Below are 19,999 nucleotides of genomic sequence, written 5' to 3'. Positions count from 1 at the left end.
TCACTTATAAGTTACTTTAATTATATATTATTAATATGCCAACGAACGGCACTGTAAATAATAAACCAAACCAAAAAATCCGTAAGAATTCCTGGCATTTCGCCTCAAAATTTTAACCGAACTTAACCGAACCCACTACGGTTAAACCTGCTCCAGTTTATATTTCCACCCTAAAAGATAAGCGACTGTCCGACAAAATTCACTAAAAAATACACCGTTATGCTCCCTCAATATTGCCGAACATTGCCAGATTGGCAATGTTATTTCTTAATTTTATAAACCGATTTTGGAGATTTAATACCACCCTCTCTATAAATCTTTTCATCTTTAATAAGAGGATTTATAACTTCTTCTAAGAATCGACTCCTACTTCCATAAGTTGTTGCTGACTGCAATTCACTAGCGGATTTTGGGCCATCTTCCAACAAATGTAATACCAATTCAGCATCTGTCATTTCTTTAAAATCGTCAGTTGTTTCATACAACTTATCATAGAGTCTTAAATCCAGAAATCCAGGATAAATCATCACACATGGTTGTTTATCTTCTGGAACATCTTTATAACTTTCAATCATTGTCTGAAATCCTGTTCCTCCTCGCTCCATTAAATTGGCCACATCAAAACAAGCTGCAATAATTGTATTTCTTCTGATTGAAGGAATAGAACCTGCAGGATATTCATTATAATCTTTTGGTAAAAGCCATGAACCAGGAGAAACTATATCAATCCTATCCAGATAAATATCAACATCAATCTGTGTCCCATTGATTGAATAATCTCTATGGGCAAACGCATTAACTAAGGCTTCCCTTATTGCTTCTCTAGGATATGATAAAACTTCTTCTCTACCTCCAGCTGGTGTTTTCTTCCAGCCTGTTTTTGTATTTCTTTCTATGAATGCAATTGCTGATTTCAATCCTTTAGATATTGGACCTTTTACTTTTAATGTATCCAGAACTATCCCGGTTTTATTTTTCCCACGCCATAATCTGCAACAGATTAATGAATCATCTCCATTGTAGTCGTCCTTAAACATCAAGAAACCTGATTTCACAAAACCATCTTTGGAAACAATCTCTTCATTTTGCAATTCTTTTATACCAGGTTCGGCCCCATCACTTCGATATGTTTTACATAAATCGATGTAATCCGTCCACTGATCTGCAGAATACATCTTTTCTGTTGTCTCATTATCAACACCAAATTTTCGTTTTGAAAGAGAAATAATATCTTCAGGAGTAGCAGGAGTAGAATTTCCATCTCCTTTTACATATACAGTTTCGTTAAAATCACCTTCCCGATATCTGACAACTGATTCTGCTGGGTAGACTCTTATGCCTAAAACAAAATGATCTGCATTGTCATCAACACTTCTGAGCAAATAGGAAATTTTAGCATGTGGAAAAATATGTCTGTCATTTTCAACAGCAACAAGGTTCTTTGTTTTATCAACTTCTTCTAAGCTTAAACCAAAAGCATCTCTTTCATTTGAAACACCGACAAAGATATATCCACCATCTCCGTTTGCAAATGCTACAATTGTTTTAGCCCATTTTATAGGATTGTCCTGATTTAATACTGCCTTAAATTCATACTGGGTATTTTCCATCAAGATATCTGAATAAAGTTCATTAATTCTCATAAAGTTGCCTCGTCACCATGTATTATAACATACATTGCCGAACATTGCCATAACTATGCCGGAACATTGCCAACTTGGCAATGTTCCATAGAAACAGGCCAAATTTCCTCAAAAAACCCGCCACGATACCCCCACTCAAAATTTGCAAAAATTCAGATTTTTAGTCGTTATCTTCATCATCATCTTCAAAGAAATAAGAATATCCCCAAAAATCATCCAGGATTCGAACAATATATTCTGCAGCAAGGCAAGTTGCAAAAGCTCTCACCCTTTCTTCCTGTGACTTTTCAGCATCTCGTATCATTTCTAACCAGTTTTCGTAAAATGGTACTGCCAGATCATAAAAAAGAATATTCTCTTCTTCTGGATCAAGTGGTTCTACAAAATCTATTAAACTAGAATTAAAGACTTCATTCTTATCCATGCCATTAAGTGCATTTTTCAGCTTTTTACAAAACTCAAGAACTTTCTTATCATCTGCATCTTCTGAATCAATGTAACTGTTTCTGGCAAGGTCTTCCATGGTCATCTAAGACTTCATAAAAGTACTGATTAAAAATATTCGAATTATCCATCACTCTACCTCACTAAGTCCTTGTATTTCTTCTTAGCTATCTCAAATGCCTCTGCATCAAACAGAACAATGACAGCATCCATATTATCGACGAATCGCTGAATGCTACTTACGGCTATATCCAGGGCTTCGGCTTTTGGATAACCATAGACACCTGCTGAAATCAAAGGAAAAGCAATTGATTTGCATTCATTCAAGAGAGCCAAAGCTATCGAGTTTCTATAGCAGCTTTTAAGCAACTCTACACATTCATCTCTTTGATTTTCATAAAAGACTGGGCCGACTGTGTGCACAATCCATTTAGCCTTTAGATTATATCCTTTGGTGATTTTGGCTTCTCCTGTAGGACAACCTCCAAGAGTTCTGCATTCAGCAAGCAATTCAGAACCTGCTGCACGGTGAATGGCACCATCAACGCCTCCACCACCTAAAAGAGAACTGTTTGCTGCGTTTACGATTGCATCCACTTCGTACTTTGTAATATCACCCTGTTCGATTCTTAAACTCATTTATTTTTTCCCCATCTATTGTATTCTTCCAATAAAAACGGTATTCCTGTTTTATTCCAAAAGTCTAAGGATATTACGCCTGATGACATTCCACTTGTCGCAAACGCATCCATATAAAAATCTTCCTTTTCATCTAATTTGTGTCCCGTTAATTTCTCAAAGGACAATTTCAATATATCCATAAATTCATCTTCTGTTTCTGGAAGTTCATTTTCCGATTGTAATTCCTGCATTCTATCCCATAAGACAGGATCACCTCTTTTTCCCCATGTAATAGGTTGATTATTAAAAAGCTCACTTATTCTCATCTTCATTTATCTCCCTATTTGTCCAGAAAAATCCCCACAAATCTTTTCCACTTGTATATTTATCAAGTATTTGTTTCAATTCAAAAAACACTGATTGAACTATACCTAATGCATTTAGCGTAAGTTCTTCTACAGATCCAGGTTTTATATCGTCTTTAAACCTTTTAATTTTATCAACTCTCATAGTCAAAATATTGAAACCCTTTACTGTTCTTCGACCAAAACGAATTACTTCATCTGCTCCATCATAAAACCATTCATTACTTACATTCCTAGGAAAACTTCGAATAATGTTGTCTTTTTCTTTTATAAATTTTTTGACATTTTTTAAAAGTTCCAATGAATTTATCAATATCTGCTCATTAAAATTTTCCTTCGCTCTAGTTTCGAAATTATAATCCCAGGTTTCAACAATTAAGTTTCCATCTGACAATAATATTAGCCTATGACGTGGCCCCCATAAACACGCATAACTATATTCAAAAATAACCGATGGAAGTTTTTTACAATTACGAAAGATTTCAAACGGATTTATATCTAACTCCCATTTTGATTCATTTCCATTAACAAGAATAACTTGTGGCAATCCGATACAAGGTGGATTTTTTTTCCACTCCTTTTTGTATGGAGTGTAAACTTCATAGTTTCCATAAATTCCTTCGCATTTTACGGCATCATAATGCATCCCATCTTTTGCAGCGAATTCTAAAGCCTTCTTTCGATATTCATAGGTGGTCTTCATTCAAACTATCTCCTATGCTCGTTTCCTTGTTCCATATTCCCTGTAGAAATCTTCCTCCCACAATCCATTATGAGAATCAAAATCGTACAGAGCCTTGTGTGTAACATGATAATACCCACAGTCTTTACAGTAATATTTACGGCGTGAAATGTTCTTTGAATTACTATGGTCAGCCTTTATCCAACGATGACTTCCGGCATGTACATGTTTCCTGCAATTGTTAATTACTACACCAGCCTCTCTTTCCGTGTAACAAACTTTTCCTGTGTTAACACAAGTAATGTTAATTCCTTCAACTGTCTTCATAGCACCCCCCTTCCACAGCTTTGTATGATTCATTATAAACTGCAAGGGTGCCAAAAATTGACACAGTTAAAAATTTTTCTGCTATTCCATATTTTTCCCTACTCCCCTGATTTCTCTGTAGTAGTCATCAATGTTCTTTTCCCCTGAAACATATTCGTTTCTGAAGGCTTCCTCCATAAGCGGAATTATCTCCGCAAGCTTCTTAAGGTTCATCTGATAGAACACATCTGGAGACGGCATATATTCCCATCCGCTCTTCATGTCATAGTCACGCTCAAATGCCTTGATGTCACTTAGAGCTTCATTTCTAAGGGTAAGCAGTTCCATGTAATTCATTTTCTTGAGTTCATCCAAATGGTTTTCTAGTTCAATAATCATTTTCTAATTCTCCTTTGCCCGATTTATATTTTCATAATGAAAAACACCTACGCTCTTTTTCTTGAGTCATATTCCCTGTAAAAAGCATCTTCCCAATGGCCGTCAACAGAACCTGAACCATAGTATGCAAGATGGGTCAGGTGATAGTAGCCGCAATTCTGACAGTAGTATTTTCTGCGCGGAATGTTTTTGGAATTACTGTAATCGCCCTTAACCCAGTGATGACGTCCTGCATGGATATGCCTTTTGAAATTGCTGATTGCCTCCCCTGCTTCCCTTTCGGTATAGCAGACCTTGCCTGTTTCTTCACACTTTACGTTTGTTCCTTCTTCTGTTTTCATAACCACCTCCATTCTATAGTCCCATTTTACATCAGAGGGTTTATCATAAATTGATATAGGTTTAAAACTATGGAGATAAAAATAAGGCATGTGAAGCCAACGACCCCACATGCCCGGAGCAACATTGATATGAATCAAATAGTCAAATTCCATCAGTCAGCAAAAAAAGAAACATGCTTTCCCTTGTAAGTCTTTCTCTTCTTTCCCATTACTTCAGTTTCTTCAGGAACTATTTTTCCAGCCTTAAAAAGCTTTGCATCCTCAATGCAATATTTAATGTATTCAGGACCATAAGAAATAGTGTTGTGGGCTGAATATATTGTTTTGATGTTCTTCTTGAATTTGCTGAGTTTTTCCATGCTGGCAATGTAGGCATCAAACTTTGATACATCACCGAACATAAAAATCGGACCTTCCTGAACACTGTCTCCAGCAATCAGAATCTTTTTATTTTTTTCAAGAAGAACGATGCTGCCTTCTGTGTGTCCAGGAATTTCAATGACTTCAAAAGCAAAGTTTCCAATATCGATTTTATCTCCATCTTCAAGAGGCTTCTTTTTGATATCTTCAGGAATCATGGAAAAATCCCGTTCATTCACAAGACATTCACCAAACTGATTCAAACCTCCAATATGATCTACATGTCCATGAGTAATCACAACTTCAATCGGTAGATCGCTGAACTCACGGATTCTTGCAGTAAAATCAACGCGTCCAAATCCAGTATCTACAAGAAGAACCTTATCTGTCCCGATAAAGAAAAACTGACGGGAAAAGTCATCGATGCAATAAAAGTTGTCGTCAATTTTTATGGTCTTAGGTTCACTGCCTTTTTCCTGTGCCGTACATACTGTTGCCGTCATTAAAAGTCCTGCGATAAGTGATGTGATCTTTTTCATAAATAATTCCTCCTTCCAAATTACAACTTTAATAATATACCCTACCCTAATCAATTTGAATATTTTTTTTCATCCAAATTTTCTCTCAGCAACTATCGGTTCAAACTTTCAAAATCAGTAGGGACTGTCCTAAACGTCAGGGTATTAAACCCTCCGCGCGAATAAAATTCTTACCCTCATAAATACGCACTGGGTTTCCACGAACTATACTGTTGCTGGAATTCCATGCTGCAGCGTTCTGTTTTGATTTTTCCGCTGACGCACGACATTTGATTTCCAGATTCAATTTTTCCAATGCACGTTTTCTGTTCAAAGCCTGGCTGCGTTCTTCTGTGCAGGTAACTACAATTCCTGACTCCTTGTGGATCAAGCGGACTCCTGTTTCAACCTTGTTTACATTCTGTCCGCCATTTCCACCACATCTAAAAAACTGCCATTCTATGTTTTTTGATTCTGGGACTTCAGAATACTCTGGTATGAGACTGACATCTACAAACCAGTTTTTCCTTTTATGTCCTGGCCGCAGATAGCTTTGACATTTCCATTCTACGCTTCCTTCAAGAAAAGCCAGATCTGCCGAAGTCTCAAAGATTACAGAAGTCCATCCACCGCCGAATCTGGATTCGTTTTTGCTTTTTATTTCGAATCTGTGTTCAGGAAATTCTTTCTGCAACGCTTCAAACAATAGGCGCACGGCAACTTCACATTCTACAGGCCCCTGCCCGCTTGAAATCTGTAAAATCATTCCTCACCTCCAGCTTTAAAATTGTATACAGGCTTAAGGATTTCTGTAACTTCCACCGTAGGCTCAATTGCATTTTTAATTTCATCAATTCCACGGTAAGCAAAAGGAGCTTCATCTAAAGTTCCAGCTCCTATGCAGGAAGAATAGATTCCTTTCATGCTCGCCTTAAAGCTGCTTACGGTAAAAGATTTTTTTACATCCTCCCGTTTCATTACACGACCTGATCCATGAGGAGCTGAATAATTCCATTCAGGATTTCCTTTGCCTCTTCCAAGAATCACGCCATCCCTCATATTGATTGGAATGATGACCGACTGATTTTTTCTTGCACTTATGGCGCCCTTTCTTAAGATCGGTTTTCCGAGTTCCCCATTGTCAAAATCAATGTAATTGTGAATGCAGGAATAAGGCTCTTCAGTTTTCCATTTCATTCCTTTTATAATCTCATCGATAATGGCAAGTCGATTCAGTTCCGCAAATTTCTGGACCATCTTAATGTCATGAAGATAATCTTCCATGAGTGGGCCATTCAGATAAGTCAACTCGTAAGGAATTTCAATCCCCTGCTTCCTCAGAAGTTTTCTTCCGCAGTTCAGATAGTGATCCGTAACTTCTTTTCCAAGATGACGGCTTCCAGAGTGAACAAGAATATAGATACCGCTATCCCCTCTGTCGATTTCGATGAAATGATTTCCCGATCCACAGCTTCCAAGACTCAGCGCAGTATTTTCCTGTCGAATGTGCTTCCTACAAATCAACTCTGAAAAATCAAACTGCTCTATAAACCTATGAGGATTTTTTCTGATCTCAAATCCAGAAGGTATCCTTTCTCTGATCAGACTATCCAGCTGTTTAAATTCAAGTCCACGATGCTTTATGATTCTTGCGATTGTCATTCCACAACCGACATCAATTCCAACAAGATTGGGGAGAATAGAATTTCCGACAGTCATGGACAAACCAATTGGCGCCACATAGCCAGGATGAACATCAGGCATCACACAGATAGTCTGTCCAATAGATACACCATTGTCGCAGATTTTCTGAATCTGCATACCAGCATAAGGTTCCATCGTGTCAGAAAAAACTCTGGCACTCGCATTTTTGCCTTTAATAATTTCCATAAATTTCCTTTTAAGTTTTACGGAAGTGGCTGCTGCTTTGAGAAAATTTTAATGTAGTGATTAGAACGGACTCATCCCGCTTAATTACAAAGAAACAGCCATGCTTCCAAGAATAAGATTTGTTTTGAATGATGATTTTACGTTTGTCATGGCTGTCCTCCTTTTGTCTGATGATGTTAAGAATATACAATCGTTGAAATAAAATTTCAACGCAAAATCATTAAAGCTGTAGTTTAATAAGGAAAGCAGCCACTCCTGTTATACAGATGCCTCCCGGGTGGGAGGGAGAAAAATAGGAGGCTTCCTGAAGAGTGGCTGCCTGCTAACATTATCGGTACAAACTGTCAAATTCCAAATATATTATTCATTTTTTTAGCTCTATTTGCCACATCTGGTAATAAAACTGTTGTTCTCCAATATCCTGAAATACTGAACCAGACGAGGCAATAAAGGCTCTGCTTTCTCTCCGAATTCCTTGTGGACTTCCTCCGATATGGAAATCAATGTTTTTTTTCCATCGATCTCCATCCAGATGAAACTTCCAAATTCTTCAAGATGAACTTGAGAGATTCTGGGCTTGTTCAACAGCTTTTGCATAAGCCTATTAAAGAAGCCCTTGTTCTCAACAAAAAGCGTTACCGATCCATCATCGGACTTTTCAAATTCAATTGAATCATTTTTTCTGAAAACGATATCAACATAATTCTGCTTTTCGTGCTTCATCATTTTTCTTTTTTACCAAGACTGATTTTCATGATGGCAGCCACAAGTACAATCGCAACAACAAGTCCACCGACAGAACCAGTAGAGAATCCAATCGAGGTAGAGACGCCTGCCACTGCAAGAATGGCAAGGATGATTCCAACTATTCCTTCTCCAGCAATGAGTCCTGAGCAGAACAATACACCGTCTGAACTTTCACTTGCTGCCGATTCATTCTTCCTGTCAACAAACCAGCGGACAAGTCCACCAAGCATTATTGCAGAGGATAGTTCAAGAGGAAGATAGATGCCGATTGCAACGGCAAGGGATGGCAACCCTAGGATTTCAACTACGATGGCAGAAAATACACCAAGGAAAACAAATGCCCATGGAAGATTGCCATTCATTACACCTTCCGTAACAAGCTTCATCAATGTTGCCTGTGGTGCGGCAAGTTCAGGAGAACCAAATCCCCAGGCTTTGTTAAGAAGGAAAAGGACACCACCGATGGATATTGCAGAAATCACAGAGCCTATCAATTCACCAATCTGCTGTTTCTTTGGAGTTGCTCCAAGAAGATATCCTGTCTTAAGATCCTGTGACATGTCACCAGCAAGACAGGCAACGATACAGATGATAGCACCGATTGAAATTGCGCTAGTATATCCCGCAGCTCCAGTATGTCCCGTTGACTTCAAAATGATGGAAGCAAAAATCAAAGTTGCTATTGCCATTCCAGAAACTGGATTGTTGCTTGAACCTACAAGTCCTACCATTTTTGATGAGACCGTAGAAAAGAAGAATCCAAAGACAACGACGAGCACAGCACTCAATATTCCTGCTGGTATCGGAGGAAGAAGCCAGATTGCAAGAACTACAACAACGATTCCCACAAGAACAAATTTAAGGCTGAGATCCTGTGCTGTTCTTTCGGTCGATTCCATGCCGCTTGATTTTTTAAGACCTGCCATGGCGCTGGCAAAAGTCCTTACAATGATAGGAATTGACTTCAAGAGGGAAATGATACCAGCTGCGGCAAGAGCACCTGCACCAATATATCTGACATAGTTTGACCATATGGCGCCTGCTCCTCCCTTCTCATAAAGTTCAGAGATTGAAAGTGATGCGGGGAACAGTACACTGTCTCCTCCAAAACTGACGATCATAGGAATGAACACAAACCATGCAAGAACGCCACCTGCAAACATCATTGCAGAGATTTTCTTTCCACAGATGAATCCTACACCGATTACCGCTGGGTATATTTCCATAGAGAAAGCTGTCTTCAATGAACTGATTGAGGTTTCAACTACACCAGACACAAGTCCAAGTCCATCTGTAAGAAATTTAACGAAGGCTCCTATTCCCATTCCAGAAAAAACAGCTTTTGTTCCTGCTCCCTTTGTCTCACCAGAAAGAAGAACTTCGGCACAAGCCTGGGCTTCAGGGTAAGGCAAGGTTCCATGCTCCTGGACGATTATAGAATTTCTAAGAGGAATCATGAACAGAACACCCAGCAAGGCACCACACACCGTAATCAAGGTAATGGTCAAAATACTAGGAGCAGAAATGACACCTTCCTTTGCCCATAGAAACAAAGCTGGCATCGTAAAAATTGCACCAGCGGCAACGCTTTCTCCTGCTGATCCTATGGTCTGGACCATATTGCTTTCAAGAATTGAATTTCTTTTAAGAAGGATTCGTGTTATTCCCATTGCAATTACAGCTGCAGGAATGGAAGCAGAGACTGTCATTCCTACACGAAGACCAAGGTAAGCATTCGCAGCACCGAACACAACCGCAAGTAAAATACCTGTCACCACTGAGATGACAGTGAATTCCGCAGTAATCTTTTCACTCGGAATATAAGGTTTAAAAGAATTGTTTTCCATGCATAAATTATAACCTTACATCATGTTTTTGTGTGAAAAAAAAAGCGCTACAGTTTCTATACGGCATTTCACGCATATACAAACTGTAGTACCCCTACCCTACTACAGTTTGTCTTCATTTATCCACATTCCGCTATGGAAAAGTCAAGTTTTCCACTACACTTTATATATATGGCTGTTGAAATTTATTTCTTTATATTATATAGATTTACATTGCGTATACAGACTGTAGTACTACGGTTGATATATGAATCCACTACAATTTATATATATCTTCTATAGATTCAAATAATTATCAAATATTTATATATAACAAGTAGTAGAATTCCATTCTCTGTGGAAAAATCGTGATATCACAATACCCTGGCTGAATGAAATTCTATTCCATATACAAACTGTAGCAGCCATTTCCATAACCACTTCCTTTCATTTGATCAACATGAACGAATAGAAACTGTAGTACGTTAAAGATCAGAAGTAACAAGAATATATCTTGTATCATCACTTTCAATCTGAGGCTTGCTTTTATAAAGGGTTATTCCCAGATTTGCCTCATCAAATGAAACTTTCAAATCCTGATAATACTCCGCCTTGATTTTCTTTATCTGATCCTTTATGTAACTCCAGTTTGTCCTCATCTGGTCTTTATTTTCAGGATCATCAACTGGCATGAACTGGTTAATCAGCTGTTCCCTTGGAATGTACAGCGGTTCCTTTAGGCTATTGTTTCTGTATACAAGCCACGCATAAAGATCTTTTCCAATAGCGGAAGAAATGCTCTTGTATGTCGTGTAATTGATTGGCACTGAATGTTCCCTTGAAAAATTTGCAAACTGATCGTCCAGAATTATGTCAAAAGCTACGTTCTGTTTTTCGCCCTTCCTGTCCTCCAGTTCAATATACTGAAGTCCTCTGAGAAACGGAATTACACCTGTAGAATGCTTTGTTGCCGTAACCTCATCCCCGAGATCTGCGATTTCATCACCAAAATCACGGAACAGCGATGACTGGGTTACCTTCATGACCTTTTCTTCGTATATGAATGTTGACTGTGAAAAGTATTCAAGCTGAGCCTTGATGTCATTGCAGCGTGAATTTGGCAGCTGAAGTTCCCTCATGAGCTCATTAAGGCTTTTATACTGAATCCTCACAGGTTCTCCTGGTTTTGTATTTTTCGTAATGACCGCATGGGTCGTAAGGATTGTCAAAAGCAGACGTCCATATTTTCCAAATGGAACCTTGTTGCCACTTGAAAGCTTGAGTGTGATGTTGTTGTACTTACGGATAAACACGGAACCTTTTACATTTCTTGCAGGTAAAGCAGCCGCAATGAACGGTGAAGGCATATAGCTTATGTATTTCTGAACTTCCTTACCGGAGTTTTCATCCTTTTCAAAAAGTTCCAACAACTGTTTTTCATCGTCTTTATTTTCAGCCATAGTCTACCCCAACCTTTTAACGCCATAACGAGAAATGTTGATTTTTCCCTGTTCTACATCCTGCTTAAGGTAGTCCAGTGAATACATGATCAGATCTGTGATTGTAATGCCGTGGGATGCCGCAAAAGCCTTGAATTCAAGCTTTTCCTCCTCTGGGAATGAGAAAGTGAACTTGTCTACAAATTTTCCGCTTTTTCGGCGAGTCGTCCTCCTGTCGATTTTTGTTGAATCATCGGTCTTTTCTGCTACAGTTTCTATCTGTACGCTATTTTCTTCTTTAACCGCTACACTTTCTGTATGCCTTTCATCTACTACAGTTTGTATATGTGCGTTATTAATAGAAGAAACTGAATCAATTTTTGATTCTTCCTCTGAAAGCACTACAGTTTCTATCTTTGCAGGTTTTGCTGGAGTACTTGAAAATGAAGATATGTCATCTAGAGCCGATGCCACTCCCTGACTTGCGGCAAGACGCTGTTTTTCGGCAAATGACATTGGCTTTTTCTTTTCTTTAATCATTTTGTCAGTCCTTCAGCAAGATTTGTGATTGCGTCAAGGGTTTCCTTCTTTGCTGAGAATTCCTTGTTCTGTATTACATCATGCAGGGTCTGTGCCTTGCTGAAAGCAGGATCCTTTGGAATTACAAACAGGTTGAACTGGTTGTCCTTGTTCATTTCCTTGTAGGACTCAAGGTATGCAGCCTCATTTTTAAGGCGCTTGTCCTGCTGGTTTAGAACAATCTTTGTGAATGCAGGCTTGATGTTCAGTTCATCGTCGATTTCCTTGAGGTTCCTGATGAAGATCTGGAGTCCATCCTTTGAAAATTCATCAAGGCGGAGGACTGGAACGACTTCATCGGTCGCAATGAAGATTGATTTTTCAAATTCTCCAAATGTAGGAGAAGTATCAAAGATTGCGTAGTCAAAGTGTTTTTCAAGGTTTGTCACCACGATTTTCTTGAACTTGAGTCCACGGATCGTGTTGGATACGGTGCGAAGGTCTCCTCCAACCGAGAACGTAGGAACTACAAAAAGGTTTTCAATGTCCGATTCATAGACGCATTCCAGGATGTCGATTCTTTCATCTTCGTTCTTGAGCGCGTCCGCTAGTTCGTGGTCAAAATCATCCAAAAGCCATGAGCTGGAATTTCCCTGAGGGTCACAGTCGACAAGCACTGTCTTGAATCCTTTGTGCGCCAATTCCGTAGCGATCGTTACCGCCAGACTTGATTTTCCAGTGCCGCCTTTCTGCAATGCAAAAGCATAAGATTTCATGAAGCCCCTCCAAATCTATCGTTTTTTTAAGTATATACCATTTTTACCATAAAAGCAATAAAAGAAATGATGTTTATTATAAAAATAAGGGTAATAAAAACAATAAAAATGATTGATAATACAGTTTAAAATAGGGTATTTTTAATTGTATTATTAATGGTAAATTATACCATTAAAACAATAAAAACCATATAAATGGTGTCAAAATCGTCTGTATTGCATTTTTTTTGACTGGATCGAATGGTTCCATGTCCTGACAGAAAATAGCCTGTCCTAGGACTTTTTTTGAATTCAGAATTTTTTCCCACACCAAGAAATATTATTAGTGAATTTATTTTATGGTGTCAAATTCAAATTCACGAATTCTTGAATTTATTTTTCCAAATTTGTGAATTTTTTTTGATGTTTTTTTATTAACAGCTGGTGTATTCAAGTGAATCTGCGTATATAAACTGTAGTGTTTTTTCAGCCTGGATAAGAACTGTAGTACTAGGTTTTGAACATGCCGTATACAAACTGTAGTGGTCTGTGATTCCTTATGTTGTCAAAGTCTATAAATTCATGAATTCTATCCTATAAAATAATGTTTAAATGGTAAATTTAAGGGTATTTTAAATGGTTCAACATGCTGTGGCTTTTGAAATGGATTACAGGATCGGCTTTAGGGAATCAGCGTATAGAAAGTGTAGTGGGGTAGGGAAACAAAGTCATATATAAACTGTAGTGATTTTTGCGGCTGGGTGAGATGCTTTCGGTGCTGAAATTTAGGCTTCATATTTATATGTTTATAGAAGAAATTAATGTTTTTTTGTCTATATCAGAGCATGCGTATAGAAACTGTAGTAGGTGACACTAAATGTAGCGGAATTCTCATCGAATTTTCAAAAATGACCATATATAAAGTGTAGTGGTCCCATTTAGCCGTATAGAAACTGTAGCAGTTCGGATTGTAACTGCAAAAATTTTCATCACCCCTAGATAGAATTCAGTAAAAAAGAGGTTAAAATAGTATGTATCGGAGGTAAACGATGAATTATAGAAAGCTTTTGGCTGAATTCATTGGTACAATGGTACTTGTTTTGTTTGGTTGCGGTTCTGCCGTAGTTTCACAGTGTGCAGCGGGTGCTGCTGGTCATTTGATGACAGCTTTGGCATTTGGTCTTGTAATCGTTGCAATGGCTTATTCAGTAGGAAATGTTTCTGGATGTCACATCAATCCTGCTGTTTCTATCGGAATGCTTGTTGCAGGAAAGATGACATTGGTTGAATTCACAGGCTATGTGATTTCACAGTTCCTGGGAGCAATTGCAGGTGCGGCAGTCCTTAAGGCTGTTTTTTCTGCTTCTGCAGTATTTGCCACAGCGGGTCTTGGAACAAACGGGCTTTATGCAGGAAATGTCTGCGCTTCGTTGGTAATTGAAGTGATCCTTACATTCGTGTTCGTTTTTGCAATTCTTGGTGTCACCAGCCGTGAGGGAAACAGTTCCGTTGCAGGTCTTGTTATCGGATTGACTCTTGTTCTCGTTCACATCATGGGTATTCCATTTACTGGAACTTCTGTAAATCCTGCACGTTCCTTTGGACCTGCTCTTTTTGCGGGTGGCGAAGCGCTGAGCTGTGTTTGGGTATTCATCCTTGCTCCTCTTGTTGGTGGAGCATTGGCTGCAGTTGTTTACAAGTTGCTCGACAAGGCTAAATAATAACGACTGACTGAATCGCATTGTATGATAGGAGGTATTCCAGAATTTCTGGGGTACCTCTTTTTATTTTTGCAAACTGCTGGGTTGTCCCTTATAATATGGTGGCATCTATGTCGTGTCATAATGTAGAGGTATTAAGCTGACATGGCATATCCAGATATAAAATAAGAAAGGGGAGGGGAATGGTATGAACCACAGCAGGTTTCTTAAATCAATTTTTGATTACGATCCTGACGGACCAAACATCCATCACCTTTTGGCGGTCCATGAATACAGCGTCCTGATTGCCCAGATGGAAAAAGTTGACGCACATACTCTTCTGATAACTGAACTTGCAGCGTATCTTCATGATATTGGCGTAAAGGTCAGCAAGGAAAAATATGGAAACAGTCAGCCTCAGCATCAGGAAGCAGAAGGTCCCGTCGTTGCAAAAAATCTGCTGGAACCGTTGGGATTGCCTGCTAGAATTTTTATTTCTGCCTTTTATTTTATTGAAACGGCTTTTTGGCCAGTGTTCGTTTATTTGTTTATGGCAGAAGAACCAACAGGATATCAGCTACTTGTTTTAATTTTTTCCATCGGTCTTGGGTTAGCTTTTCTTGCAGCTGGAATCAATATTTTGATGGCAAGGATCGAATATGATGATGAAAAATTGATTACGAGAAGTTTTAAAAAACAGAAAGTTTTTTATTTTAAGGATATATGTTTCTTTGGAAAACGAATTGGAACTTCAACTGGTAAAACTAGGATTTCTTATTGGATCATAAAAACCAAAGAAGAAACCTCTCATATTGATATTCCAGTAAATTTTCAGACTCAGGAATTTGAAGATTTTATTGCAGCCATGCAAAGGGCAAATCCTAATATGCGCATAAAAATGTAAGAAATGTGATATGACAGTCAACGAGATTTTTGAACTGATCCGACAAAATTGCGCATAAATTATCAGGAATGAATTTTTTCTGTCTGTTAATCTCTAACCACAACAGACAGGTATGGAGAAGTAAATGGACTGGATTACGGGAATTCAAAAAGCAATTGATTATACGGAAGAGCATCTTGAAGAGGAGATTGATTTTGAAAAAGTGGCGGGAGAGGCCTGCTCGTCAAGTTTTCAGTTTCAGCGGATTTTCACTGCTCTCTGTGGAATCAGTCTTGGCGAATATATCCGTAACAGAAGACTTTCCAAAGCGGCAGAACTAATTGCACGCGGCGATGCAAAAGTCATTGATGTGGCATTCAGGTTCTGCTACGAAACTCCGGAAAGTTTTACCAGAGCCTTTACCCGTTTTCATGGAATTACTCCAATGGAAGCTAAAAAGGGTGGGCTTGTAAAATCTTTTTCCAAACTGTCTGTCAAATTAGTTTTAACTGGAGGCAGTTCTATGGATTACAGAATTGAAAAAATGGACGCGTTTAAAGTTCTATGTAAACGCACAGATGTTAAAAAGCCGATGGGAATGGAAAATGATGCCGTAAAGGACATTTCAGATTTCTGGGCTGAATGTGGGACAAACGGTACAACAGAAAAAATCATCAGCTACTATCCAAACAAGAAAATCAAGGGCTTGATGGGAATAAGTTTTTCAAGTGAACTGAACGGCAATAAGTTTCCTTATGGAATCGGTGTTGAATATGACGGAAGAGAAGTGAAGGATGCGGATCTTGATGTTATAGAAATTCCTGCCCACACTTTTGTTGTGTTCACTTGCAGAGGAAAAATGCCAGAATCCTTTAACGAGCTTTACAGAAAAATCGTGTCGGAGTTCTTTCCTCAAAGCACAAAATACGAATACGGTTGGGGTGTAGAGCTGGAAGTTTATCCGTCACAGGATATTTCAGATCCAGACTATACTTGCGAGATTTGGATTGCAGTAAAGGAAAAGTAGCATAATACACTGGCAATGAACCTCAGTTGAAATTGTTGTTTATTGCCAGAAGAATAGAAAACCATTTCTGCAGCTTTTGTCTTCATATGCAATTATCAGAAATATTTTTGATACCCGAAGTTCCATTTCAGGGACTCTTTATGCTATTGTGACCTTGTACTCCCTTGGAAAAGTGCAGTGAGATATTGAAAACTCCCTTGGAAAAGTGTATTTTATAATCATAAACTCCCTTGGAAAAGTGCATTTAGTGGAGATGCTTATGTATAGACGAAAAATAATGAATGAACTTGTTGCATGGAAAAATAGCACTGGGAAGAAAAAGGCTCTTGTTATAGAGGGAATGCGTCAGATTGGTAAAACATACATTGTCCAGGCTTTTGCAAAAGAAAATTATGAAAATGTCGTATACATAAACTTCAAGGATAATGAGTCCGCAAAAAAGATCTTTGACGGTGACTTTGTTATAAACCGAATTACAGTTGATATTTCAGCACTTATTCCAGAAGCTCACTTTGTTCCAGAAAAGACAATCATTATTTTTGATGAAATCCAAGAGTGTGCTAATGCCAGAGCCAGTATAAAAGCTTTTATGCTTGACGGTCGGTATGACGTTATCTGCACTGGTTCACTTTTGGGAATTAAGGGATACAACAAAAAAAAGGGCAGAGGAATTCCTACAGGATTTGAACATATCGTTTATATGAAGCCTATGGATTTTGAAGAATTTTTATGGGCTAAAGGAATTGATGACACTGTAATCGATGAACTCAAACGCTGCTACAACGAAAAAACTCCAGTAAGTGAAGTTCTGCATAATTCGATGCTCAGATATTTTAGAGAATATATTTGTATTGGTGGACTTCCATATATTGTGGACAGATTCCTTACAACAAATGACATGAATGTAGTTTATGCTGAACAGAAGGATATTCTTGAAGAATACAAAGACGATTTTGGAAAGCATCTTGATGAAAATGAACAGGAAGAAATTGATATGACACTTCTTGCCAGAATCAACAGAGTCTTTGATTCGATTCCAGCTCAGCTTGCAAAAGAAAACAAAAAATTTATATATTCTCAACTGGAGAAAAAAGGACGATCAGAAAATTATCAGGCAGCCATTCAGTGGCTTTATGATGCAGGCATAATTAATATCTGTTACAATCTTTCAAATATAAGTCTTCCTCTGGAAGGAAATAAAATCGATAATATTTTCAAAATATACATGCAGGATTCTGGTTTGTTTGTAGCAATGCTGGAGCAGGGTACTACAGCTTCATTACTGAACGGTGACTTGGGAATGTATAAAGGTGCGATTTATGAAAACCTCATTGCAGACGCATTCTCCAAGATGGGCAGATCTTTATATTACTATCACAAAGAATCAGGACTGGAAATTGATTTTATTACCGCTTATAAAGGTGAAGCAGTTCTTGTTGAAGTAAAGGCAACGAATGGAAATACAAAATCTGCAAATACCATACTAAAAAACAAAAGTCTTTATGATGTAAACCTTTGCATAAAATTTGGTGAATGCAATGTTGGATTGGAAGGAGAAAAACTGTCACTTCCTTATTATATGGCATTCTTGCTTGATAAATAAGGAATTAATATATTCTATGAGCAAATATCAAAAGCTTTGGGAACACATGAAAGAGAAGTGTGTGGAGTTTATAAAAAATTAAAAATCTTTCTTGACTCTCCCCTTAGAGGATACCGTAGACTTCATATTGTAAGGAGACGAACAAAATGCTAAAGATTGGTGAGTTTTCAAAGCTGAGTCAGATGACCGTAAAAGCTCTTAGATTCTATGAAAAAGAAGGCCTTCTCATTCCTGCTTCTGTTGACGAATGGACAGGATACCGCTTTTACACAACTGATCAGCTTACAGTTGCGGCAAGAATAAAATCATACCGTCAGCTGGACTTATCAATAGAAGAAATCAAGGCAATCTTTAAAGGAAAGAACGCGCGAAAAATCCTTGAAGAGAAAGCCGAAGCTCTTGTAAATCAGCAGAAAGAAATTGATGTTCGTCTTTCAATTATCAACCACATTTTGGAGAAAGACAGTATGAAGTATCAGGTAACAATTAAAGAAATTCCGGAAATGACAGTTTATTATTCAGAAAAGCGTCTGGCAAAATATTCAGACATGATGCAGGTGATTCCTGAAATAGGGGAGGAAGTTAGAAAATACAATCCTGACCTTAAGTGCAGTGAGCCGCCTTATGAGTTCTGCGAATACCCGGATGGCGAATATAAAGAAAGCGATGTACTTATCCGCCATGTTGAGGCTGTAGAAAAGTTCGGTGTTGAAAGTGAAAACATCAAATTCAAAAAGCTTCCTGCAACAAAAGTTTTAAGCATTTTCCACAAGGGTGCTTATAACGAAATTGGCGAAGCATATGCATTCATCATGAAATATGCAGAAGAAAACGGCTACAAGGTCACAGGACTCTCCAGAGAATGTTACATTGACGGAATATGGAACAAGGAATCCGTAGAAGACTGGCTTACAGAAGTTCAGCTTCCGATTGAATAAAGGGTGCAATTGGCATTTTTTACTGGCAATAAACCTCAATTAAAGTCGTAGTTTATTGCCAGGTCTTTCTTTTTCGAATATTATTGAGTTGTAAAAACTATCAATACATCTTTCGAGAGAGACATTTTTTACTGTTAGAAAAAATTGTCTCTTACTTTCTTGACCGAAGGTTGCCACACAGCGCATAACATCGGTTTACTTTTTATTCTTCTCGATTTTGGGCAAAAATATTTATTCTTTTGCCCACAGGAAAGATGCATGAAAATCACTGAGAAAAATTATACAATAACAACAATATACTTTGACGGCCAGTTCTGGTGTGCATTAATTGAACAAAACAGAGACGGTCAGAATTATGCAGGAAGATATGTTTTTGGTGCAGAACCAACAAATCCACGGCTTTTGCATTGGATGATTCACGAATTTGCTTTTATTCCGCTGCTGCCTTTAAAAGAAAAAACTAAAATCCGTTTCAAAAAACTGGCAAAGAATAATGCAAAGAAGGAAAGCGGAATTCCAAAATCTCTTGTTGCATTTTCTAAAGCTCAGAAGAAATTTGCTGAAGAAAGAAAATCACAGAACAAGAAGCAGAAGAAGATTGAAAAACAGGAACAATATCTGGCTAAAAAGTTAAAGATTAAAGGGTTGAAAGGAAAATGAATATGAAGAACTTAATTCTGTACATCCACGGCAAAGGCGGAAATGCAGGTGAAGGGGAGTACTACAAATGAGTCAAGGGCGAAGAACGAAGTGTCCCTTGACTAGACGTATGCAAAATTTGTGCTAAAATAAAGTAAATACATTTTAAGGAGGCTTACAAACAAAGTCTGCTAAAATAGCGCAGCCTTTGTTTGTGCCAAGTTTGCGTTGCAAACTTTATTATATATTGCACATTCTCATTTCATTGCGAATGTGCCAAAAAAGTCATTAAAAATGTTGAAACATTTTCAACGACTTTTTTTAGGAGTTGGATGTCAAAATCTAGCAAACAGT

The 19,999-nt window shown here is 38.0% G+C and carries 22 protein-coding genes; 6 read left to right on the top strand and 16 right to left on the bottom strand.

The window, feature by feature from the left end:
* Window positions 1-260 precede the first annotated feature (260 nt).
* The 16 genes from ACKI39_RS09730 to ACKI39_RS09655 form a co-directional block, all read right to left on the bottom strand.
* The gene (locus ACKI39_RS09730; protein ID WP_407400006.1) at window positions 261-1,643 is read right to left on the bottom strand and encodes an RNA-binding domain-containing protein; all 1,383 of its coding nucleotides are present in this window, start codon (window positions 1,641-1,643) and stop codon (window positions 261-263) included.
* A 160-nt stretch (window positions 1,644-1,803) separates the two neighbouring features.
* A complete protein-coding gene (locus ACKI39_RS09725; protein WP_407400004.1) occupies window positions 1,804-2,172 on the bottom strand; it encodes a hypothetical protein in 369 nt (122 codons plus the stop codon).
* Window positions 2,173-2,222: 50 nt separating this feature from the next.
* Complete coding sequence (locus ACKI39_RS09720; RefSeq protein WP_407400002.1) at window positions 2,223-2,726, bottom strand: O-acetyl-ADP-ribose deacetylase; 504 nt, start codon at window positions 2,724-2,726, stop codon at window positions 2,223-2,225.
* Window positions 2,723-3,040: a hypothetical protein gene (locus ACKI39_RS09715; protein ID WP_407400000.1), complete on the bottom strand. Its 318-nt coding sequence runs from the start codon at window positions 3,038-3,040 to the stop codon at window positions 2,723-2,725. Before ACKI39_RS09715 ends, ACKI39_RS09720 begins: the two co-directional genes overlap by 4 nt.
* Window positions 3,021-3,776: a hypothetical protein gene (locus ACKI39_RS09710; RefSeq protein ID WP_407399998.1), complete on the bottom strand. Its 756-nt coding sequence runs from the start codon at window positions 3,774-3,776 to the stop codon at window positions 3,021-3,023. The genes ACKI39_RS09715 and ACKI39_RS09710 overlap by 20 nt, the downstream gene beginning before the upstream one ends.
* Before the next feature lie 12 nt (window positions 3,777-3,788).
* Window positions 3,789-4,082 carry a hypothetical protein gene (locus ACKI39_RS09705; RefSeq protein ID WP_407399996.1) on the bottom strand — a complete coding sequence of 98 codons (294 nt, stop codon included), beginning with the start codon at window positions 4,080-4,082 and terminating at the stop codon, window positions 3,789-3,791.
* 81 nt (window positions 4,083-4,163) lie between these two features.
* A complete protein-coding gene (locus tag ACKI39_RS09700) occupies window positions 4,164-4,460 on the bottom strand; it encodes a hypothetical protein (RefSeq protein WP_407399994.1) in 297 nt (98 codons plus the stop codon).
* A 47-nt stretch (window positions 4,461-4,507) separates the two neighbouring features.
* Window positions 4,508-4,801, bottom strand: coding sequence for a hypothetical protein (locus ACKI39_RS09695; protein WP_407399992.1), 294 nt, complete (start codon window positions 4,799-4,801; stop codon window positions 4,508-4,510).
* A 152-nt stretch (window positions 4,802-4,953) separates the two neighbouring features.
* Complete coding sequence (locus ACKI39_RS09690; protein ID WP_407399990.1) at window positions 4,954-5,700, bottom strand: MBL fold metallo-hydrolase; 747 nt, start codon at window positions 5,698-5,700, stop codon at window positions 4,954-4,956.
* Between the two features lie 136 nt (window positions 5,701-5,836).
* Complete coding sequence (locus ACKI39_RS09685; protein WP_407399988.1) at window positions 5,837-6,445, bottom strand: peptide chain release factor-like protein; 609 nt, start codon at window positions 6,443-6,445, stop codon at window positions 5,837-5,839.
* Window positions 6,442-7,569: an RtcB family protein gene (locus ACKI39_RS09680; RefSeq protein WP_407399986.1), complete on the bottom strand. Its 1,128-nt coding sequence runs from the start codon at window positions 7,567-7,569 to the stop codon at window positions 6,442-6,444. The genes ACKI39_RS09685 and ACKI39_RS09680 overlap by 4 nt, the downstream gene beginning before the upstream one ends.
* A 378-nt stretch (window positions 7,570-7,947) precedes the next feature.
* Window positions 7,948-8,295 (bottom strand): PqqD family protein, encoded by a 348-nt coding sequence (locus ACKI39_RS09675; protein WP_407399984.1) that lies wholly within the window; start codon window positions 8,293-8,295, stop codon window positions 7,948-7,950.
* The gene (locus ACKI39_RS09670) at window positions 8,292-10,163 is read right to left on the bottom strand and encodes an OPT family oligopeptide transporter (RefSeq protein WP_407399982.1); all 1,872 of its coding nucleotides are present in this window, start codon (window positions 10,161-10,163) and stop codon (window positions 8,292-8,294) included. The genes ACKI39_RS09675 and ACKI39_RS09670 overlap by 4 nt, the downstream gene beginning before the upstream one ends.
* A 464-nt stretch (window positions 10,164-10,627) precedes the next feature.
* Window positions 10,628-11,602: a plasmid encoded RepA protein gene (locus tag ACKI39_RS09665; RefSeq protein WP_407399980.1), complete on the bottom strand. Its 975-nt coding sequence runs from the start codon at window positions 11,600-11,602 to the stop codon at window positions 10,628-10,630.
* A 3-nt stretch (window positions 11,603-11,605) separates the two neighbouring features.
* Complete coding sequence (locus tag ACKI39_RS09660; protein WP_407399978.1) at window positions 11,606-12,121, bottom strand: hypothetical protein; 516 nt, start codon at window positions 12,119-12,121, stop codon at window positions 11,606-11,608.
* Entirely contained in the window at window positions 12,118-12,876 is a 759-nt protein-coding gene (locus tag ACKI39_RS09655) for a ParA family protein (RefSeq protein ID WP_407399976.1), read from the bottom strand. The genes ACKI39_RS09660 and ACKI39_RS09655 overlap by 4 nt, the downstream gene beginning before the upstream one ends.
* 1,028 nt (window positions 12,877-13,904) lie before the next feature.
* Here ACKI39_RS09655 and ACKI39_RS09650 point away from each other — a divergent pair.
* From ACKI39_RS09650 to ACKI39_RS09625, 6 genes are all read left to right on the top strand, one after another.
* Window positions 13,905-14,576, top strand: coding sequence for an MIP/aquaporin family protein (locus ACKI39_RS09650; RefSeq protein WP_407399974.1), 672 nt, complete (start codon window positions 13,905-13,907; stop codon window positions 14,574-14,576).
* 292 nt (window positions 14,577-14,868) lie between these two features.
* Complete coding sequence (locus tag ACKI39_RS09645) at window positions 14,869-15,459, top strand: hypothetical protein (RefSeq protein WP_407399972.1); 591 nt, start codon at window positions 14,869-14,871, stop codon at window positions 15,457-15,459.
* Window positions 15,460-15,583: 124 nt separating this feature from the next.
* A complete protein-coding gene (locus ACKI39_RS09640) occupies window positions 15,584-16,465 on the top strand; it encodes an AraC family transcriptional regulator (RefSeq protein WP_407399970.1) in 882 nt (293 codons plus the stop codon).
* A gap of 259 nt (window positions 16,466-16,724) precedes the next feature.
* Entirely contained in the window at window positions 16,725-18,068 is a 1,344-nt protein-coding gene (locus tag ACKI39_RS09635; protein ID WP_407399968.1) for an ATP-binding protein, read from the top strand.
* 146 nt (window positions 18,069-18,214) lie between these two features.
* Complete coding sequence (locus ACKI39_RS09630) at window positions 18,215-19,006, top strand: MerR family transcriptional regulator (RefSeq protein WP_407399966.1); 792 nt, start codon at window positions 18,215-18,217, stop codon at window positions 19,004-19,006.
* 258 nt (window positions 19,007-19,264) lie between these two features.
* Complete coding sequence (locus ACKI39_RS09625) at window positions 19,265-19,666, top strand: DUF2992 family protein (protein ID WP_407399964.1); 402 nt, start codon at window positions 19,265-19,267, stop codon at window positions 19,664-19,666.
* The last annotated feature ends 333 nt before the right edge of the window (window positions 19,667-19,999 follow it).

The sequence above is a fragment of the Treponema sp. genome (genome assembly GCF_045641405.1).
GTDB lineage: Bacteria > Spirochaetota > Spirochaetia > Treponematales > Treponemataceae > Treponema_D.
This window is presented reverse-complemented; position numbering and strand designations above follow the sequence as displayed.

Bases quoted from the DNA above. Each gene is read 5' to 3' on its own strand.
- ACKI39_RS09730 (WP_407400006.1), bottom strand. From the start codon at position 1,643: ATGAGAATTAATGAACTTTATTCAGATATCTTGATGGAAAATACCCAG.
- ACKI39_RS09725 (WP_407400004.1), bottom strand. From the start codon at position 2,172: ATGACCATGGAAGACCTTGCCAGAAACAGTTACATTGATTCAGAAGAT.
- ACKI39_RS09720 (WP_407400002.1), bottom strand. From the start codon at position 2,726: ATGAGTTTAAGAATCGAACAGGGTGATATTACAAAGTACGAAGTGGAT.
- ACKI39_RS09715 (WP_407400000.1), bottom strand. From the start codon at position 3,040: ATGAAGATGAGAATAAGTGAGCTTTTTAATAATCAACCTATTACATGG.
- ACKI39_RS09710 (WP_407399998.1), bottom strand. From the start codon at position 3,776: ATGAAGACCACCTATGAATATCGAAAGAAGGCTTTAGAATTCGCTGCA.
- ACKI39_RS09705 (WP_407399996.1), bottom strand. From the start codon at position 4,082: ATGAAGACAGTTGAAGGAATTAACATTACTTGTGTTAACACAGGAAAA.
- ACKI39_RS09700 (WP_407399994.1), bottom strand. From the start codon at position 4,460: ATGATTATTGAACTAGAAAACCATTTGGATGAACTCAAGAAAATGAAT.
- ACKI39_RS09695 (WP_407399992.1), bottom strand. From the start codon at position 4,801: ATGAAAACAGAAGAAGGAACAAACGTAAAGTGTGAAGAAACAGGCAAG.
- ACKI39_RS09690 (WP_407399990.1), bottom strand. From the start codon at position 5,700: ATGAAAAAGATCACATCACTTATCGCAGGACTTTTAATGACGGCAACA.
- ACKI39_RS09685 (WP_407399988.1), bottom strand. From the start codon at position 6,445: ATGATTTTACAGATTTCAAGCGGGCAGGGGCCTGTAGAATGTGAAGTT.
- ACKI39_RS09680 (WP_407399986.1), bottom strand. From the start codon at position 7,569: ATGGAAATTATTAAAGGCAAAAATGCGAGTGCCAGAGTTTTTTCTGAC.
- ACKI39_RS09675 (WP_407399984.1), bottom strand. From the start codon at position 8,295: ATGATGAAGCACGAAAAGCAGAATTATGTTGATATCGTTTTCAGAAAA.
- ACKI39_RS09670 (WP_407399982.1), bottom strand. From the start codon at position 10,163: ATGGAAAACAATTCTTTTAAACCTTATATTCCGAGTGAAAAGATTACT.
- ACKI39_RS09665 (WP_407399980.1), bottom strand. From the start codon at position 11,602: ATGGCTGAAAATAAAGACGATGAAAAACAGTTGTTGGAACTTTTTGAA.
- ACKI39_RS09660 (WP_407399978.1), bottom strand. From the start codon at position 12,121: ATGATTAAAGAAAAGAAAAAGCCAATGTCATTTGCCGAAAAACAGCGT.
- ACKI39_RS09655 (WP_407399976.1), bottom strand. From the start codon at position 12,876: ATGAAATCTTATGCTTTTGCATTGCAGAAAGGCGGCACTGGAAAATCA.
- ACKI39_RS09650 (WP_407399974.1), top strand. From the start codon at position 13,905: ATGAATTATAGAAAGCTTTTGGCTGAATTCATTGGTACAATGGTACTT.
- ACKI39_RS09645 (WP_407399972.1), top strand. From the start codon at position 14,869: ATGGAAAAAGTTGACGCACATACTCTTCTGATAACTGAACTTGCAGCG.
- ACKI39_RS09640 (WP_407399970.1), top strand. From the start codon at position 15,584: ATGGACTGGATTACGGGAATTCAAAAAGCAATTGATTATACGGAAGAG.
- ACKI39_RS09635 (WP_407399968.1), top strand. From the start codon at position 16,725: ATGTATAGACGAAAAATAATGAATGAACTTGTTGCATGGAAAAATAGC.
- ACKI39_RS09630 (WP_407399966.1), top strand. From the start codon at position 18,215: ATGCTAAAGATTGGTGAGTTTTCAAAGCTGAGTCAGATGACCGTAAAA.
- ACKI39_RS09625 (WP_407399964.1), top strand. From the start codon at position 19,265: ATGAAAATCACTGAGAAAAATTATACAATAACAACAATATACTTTGAC.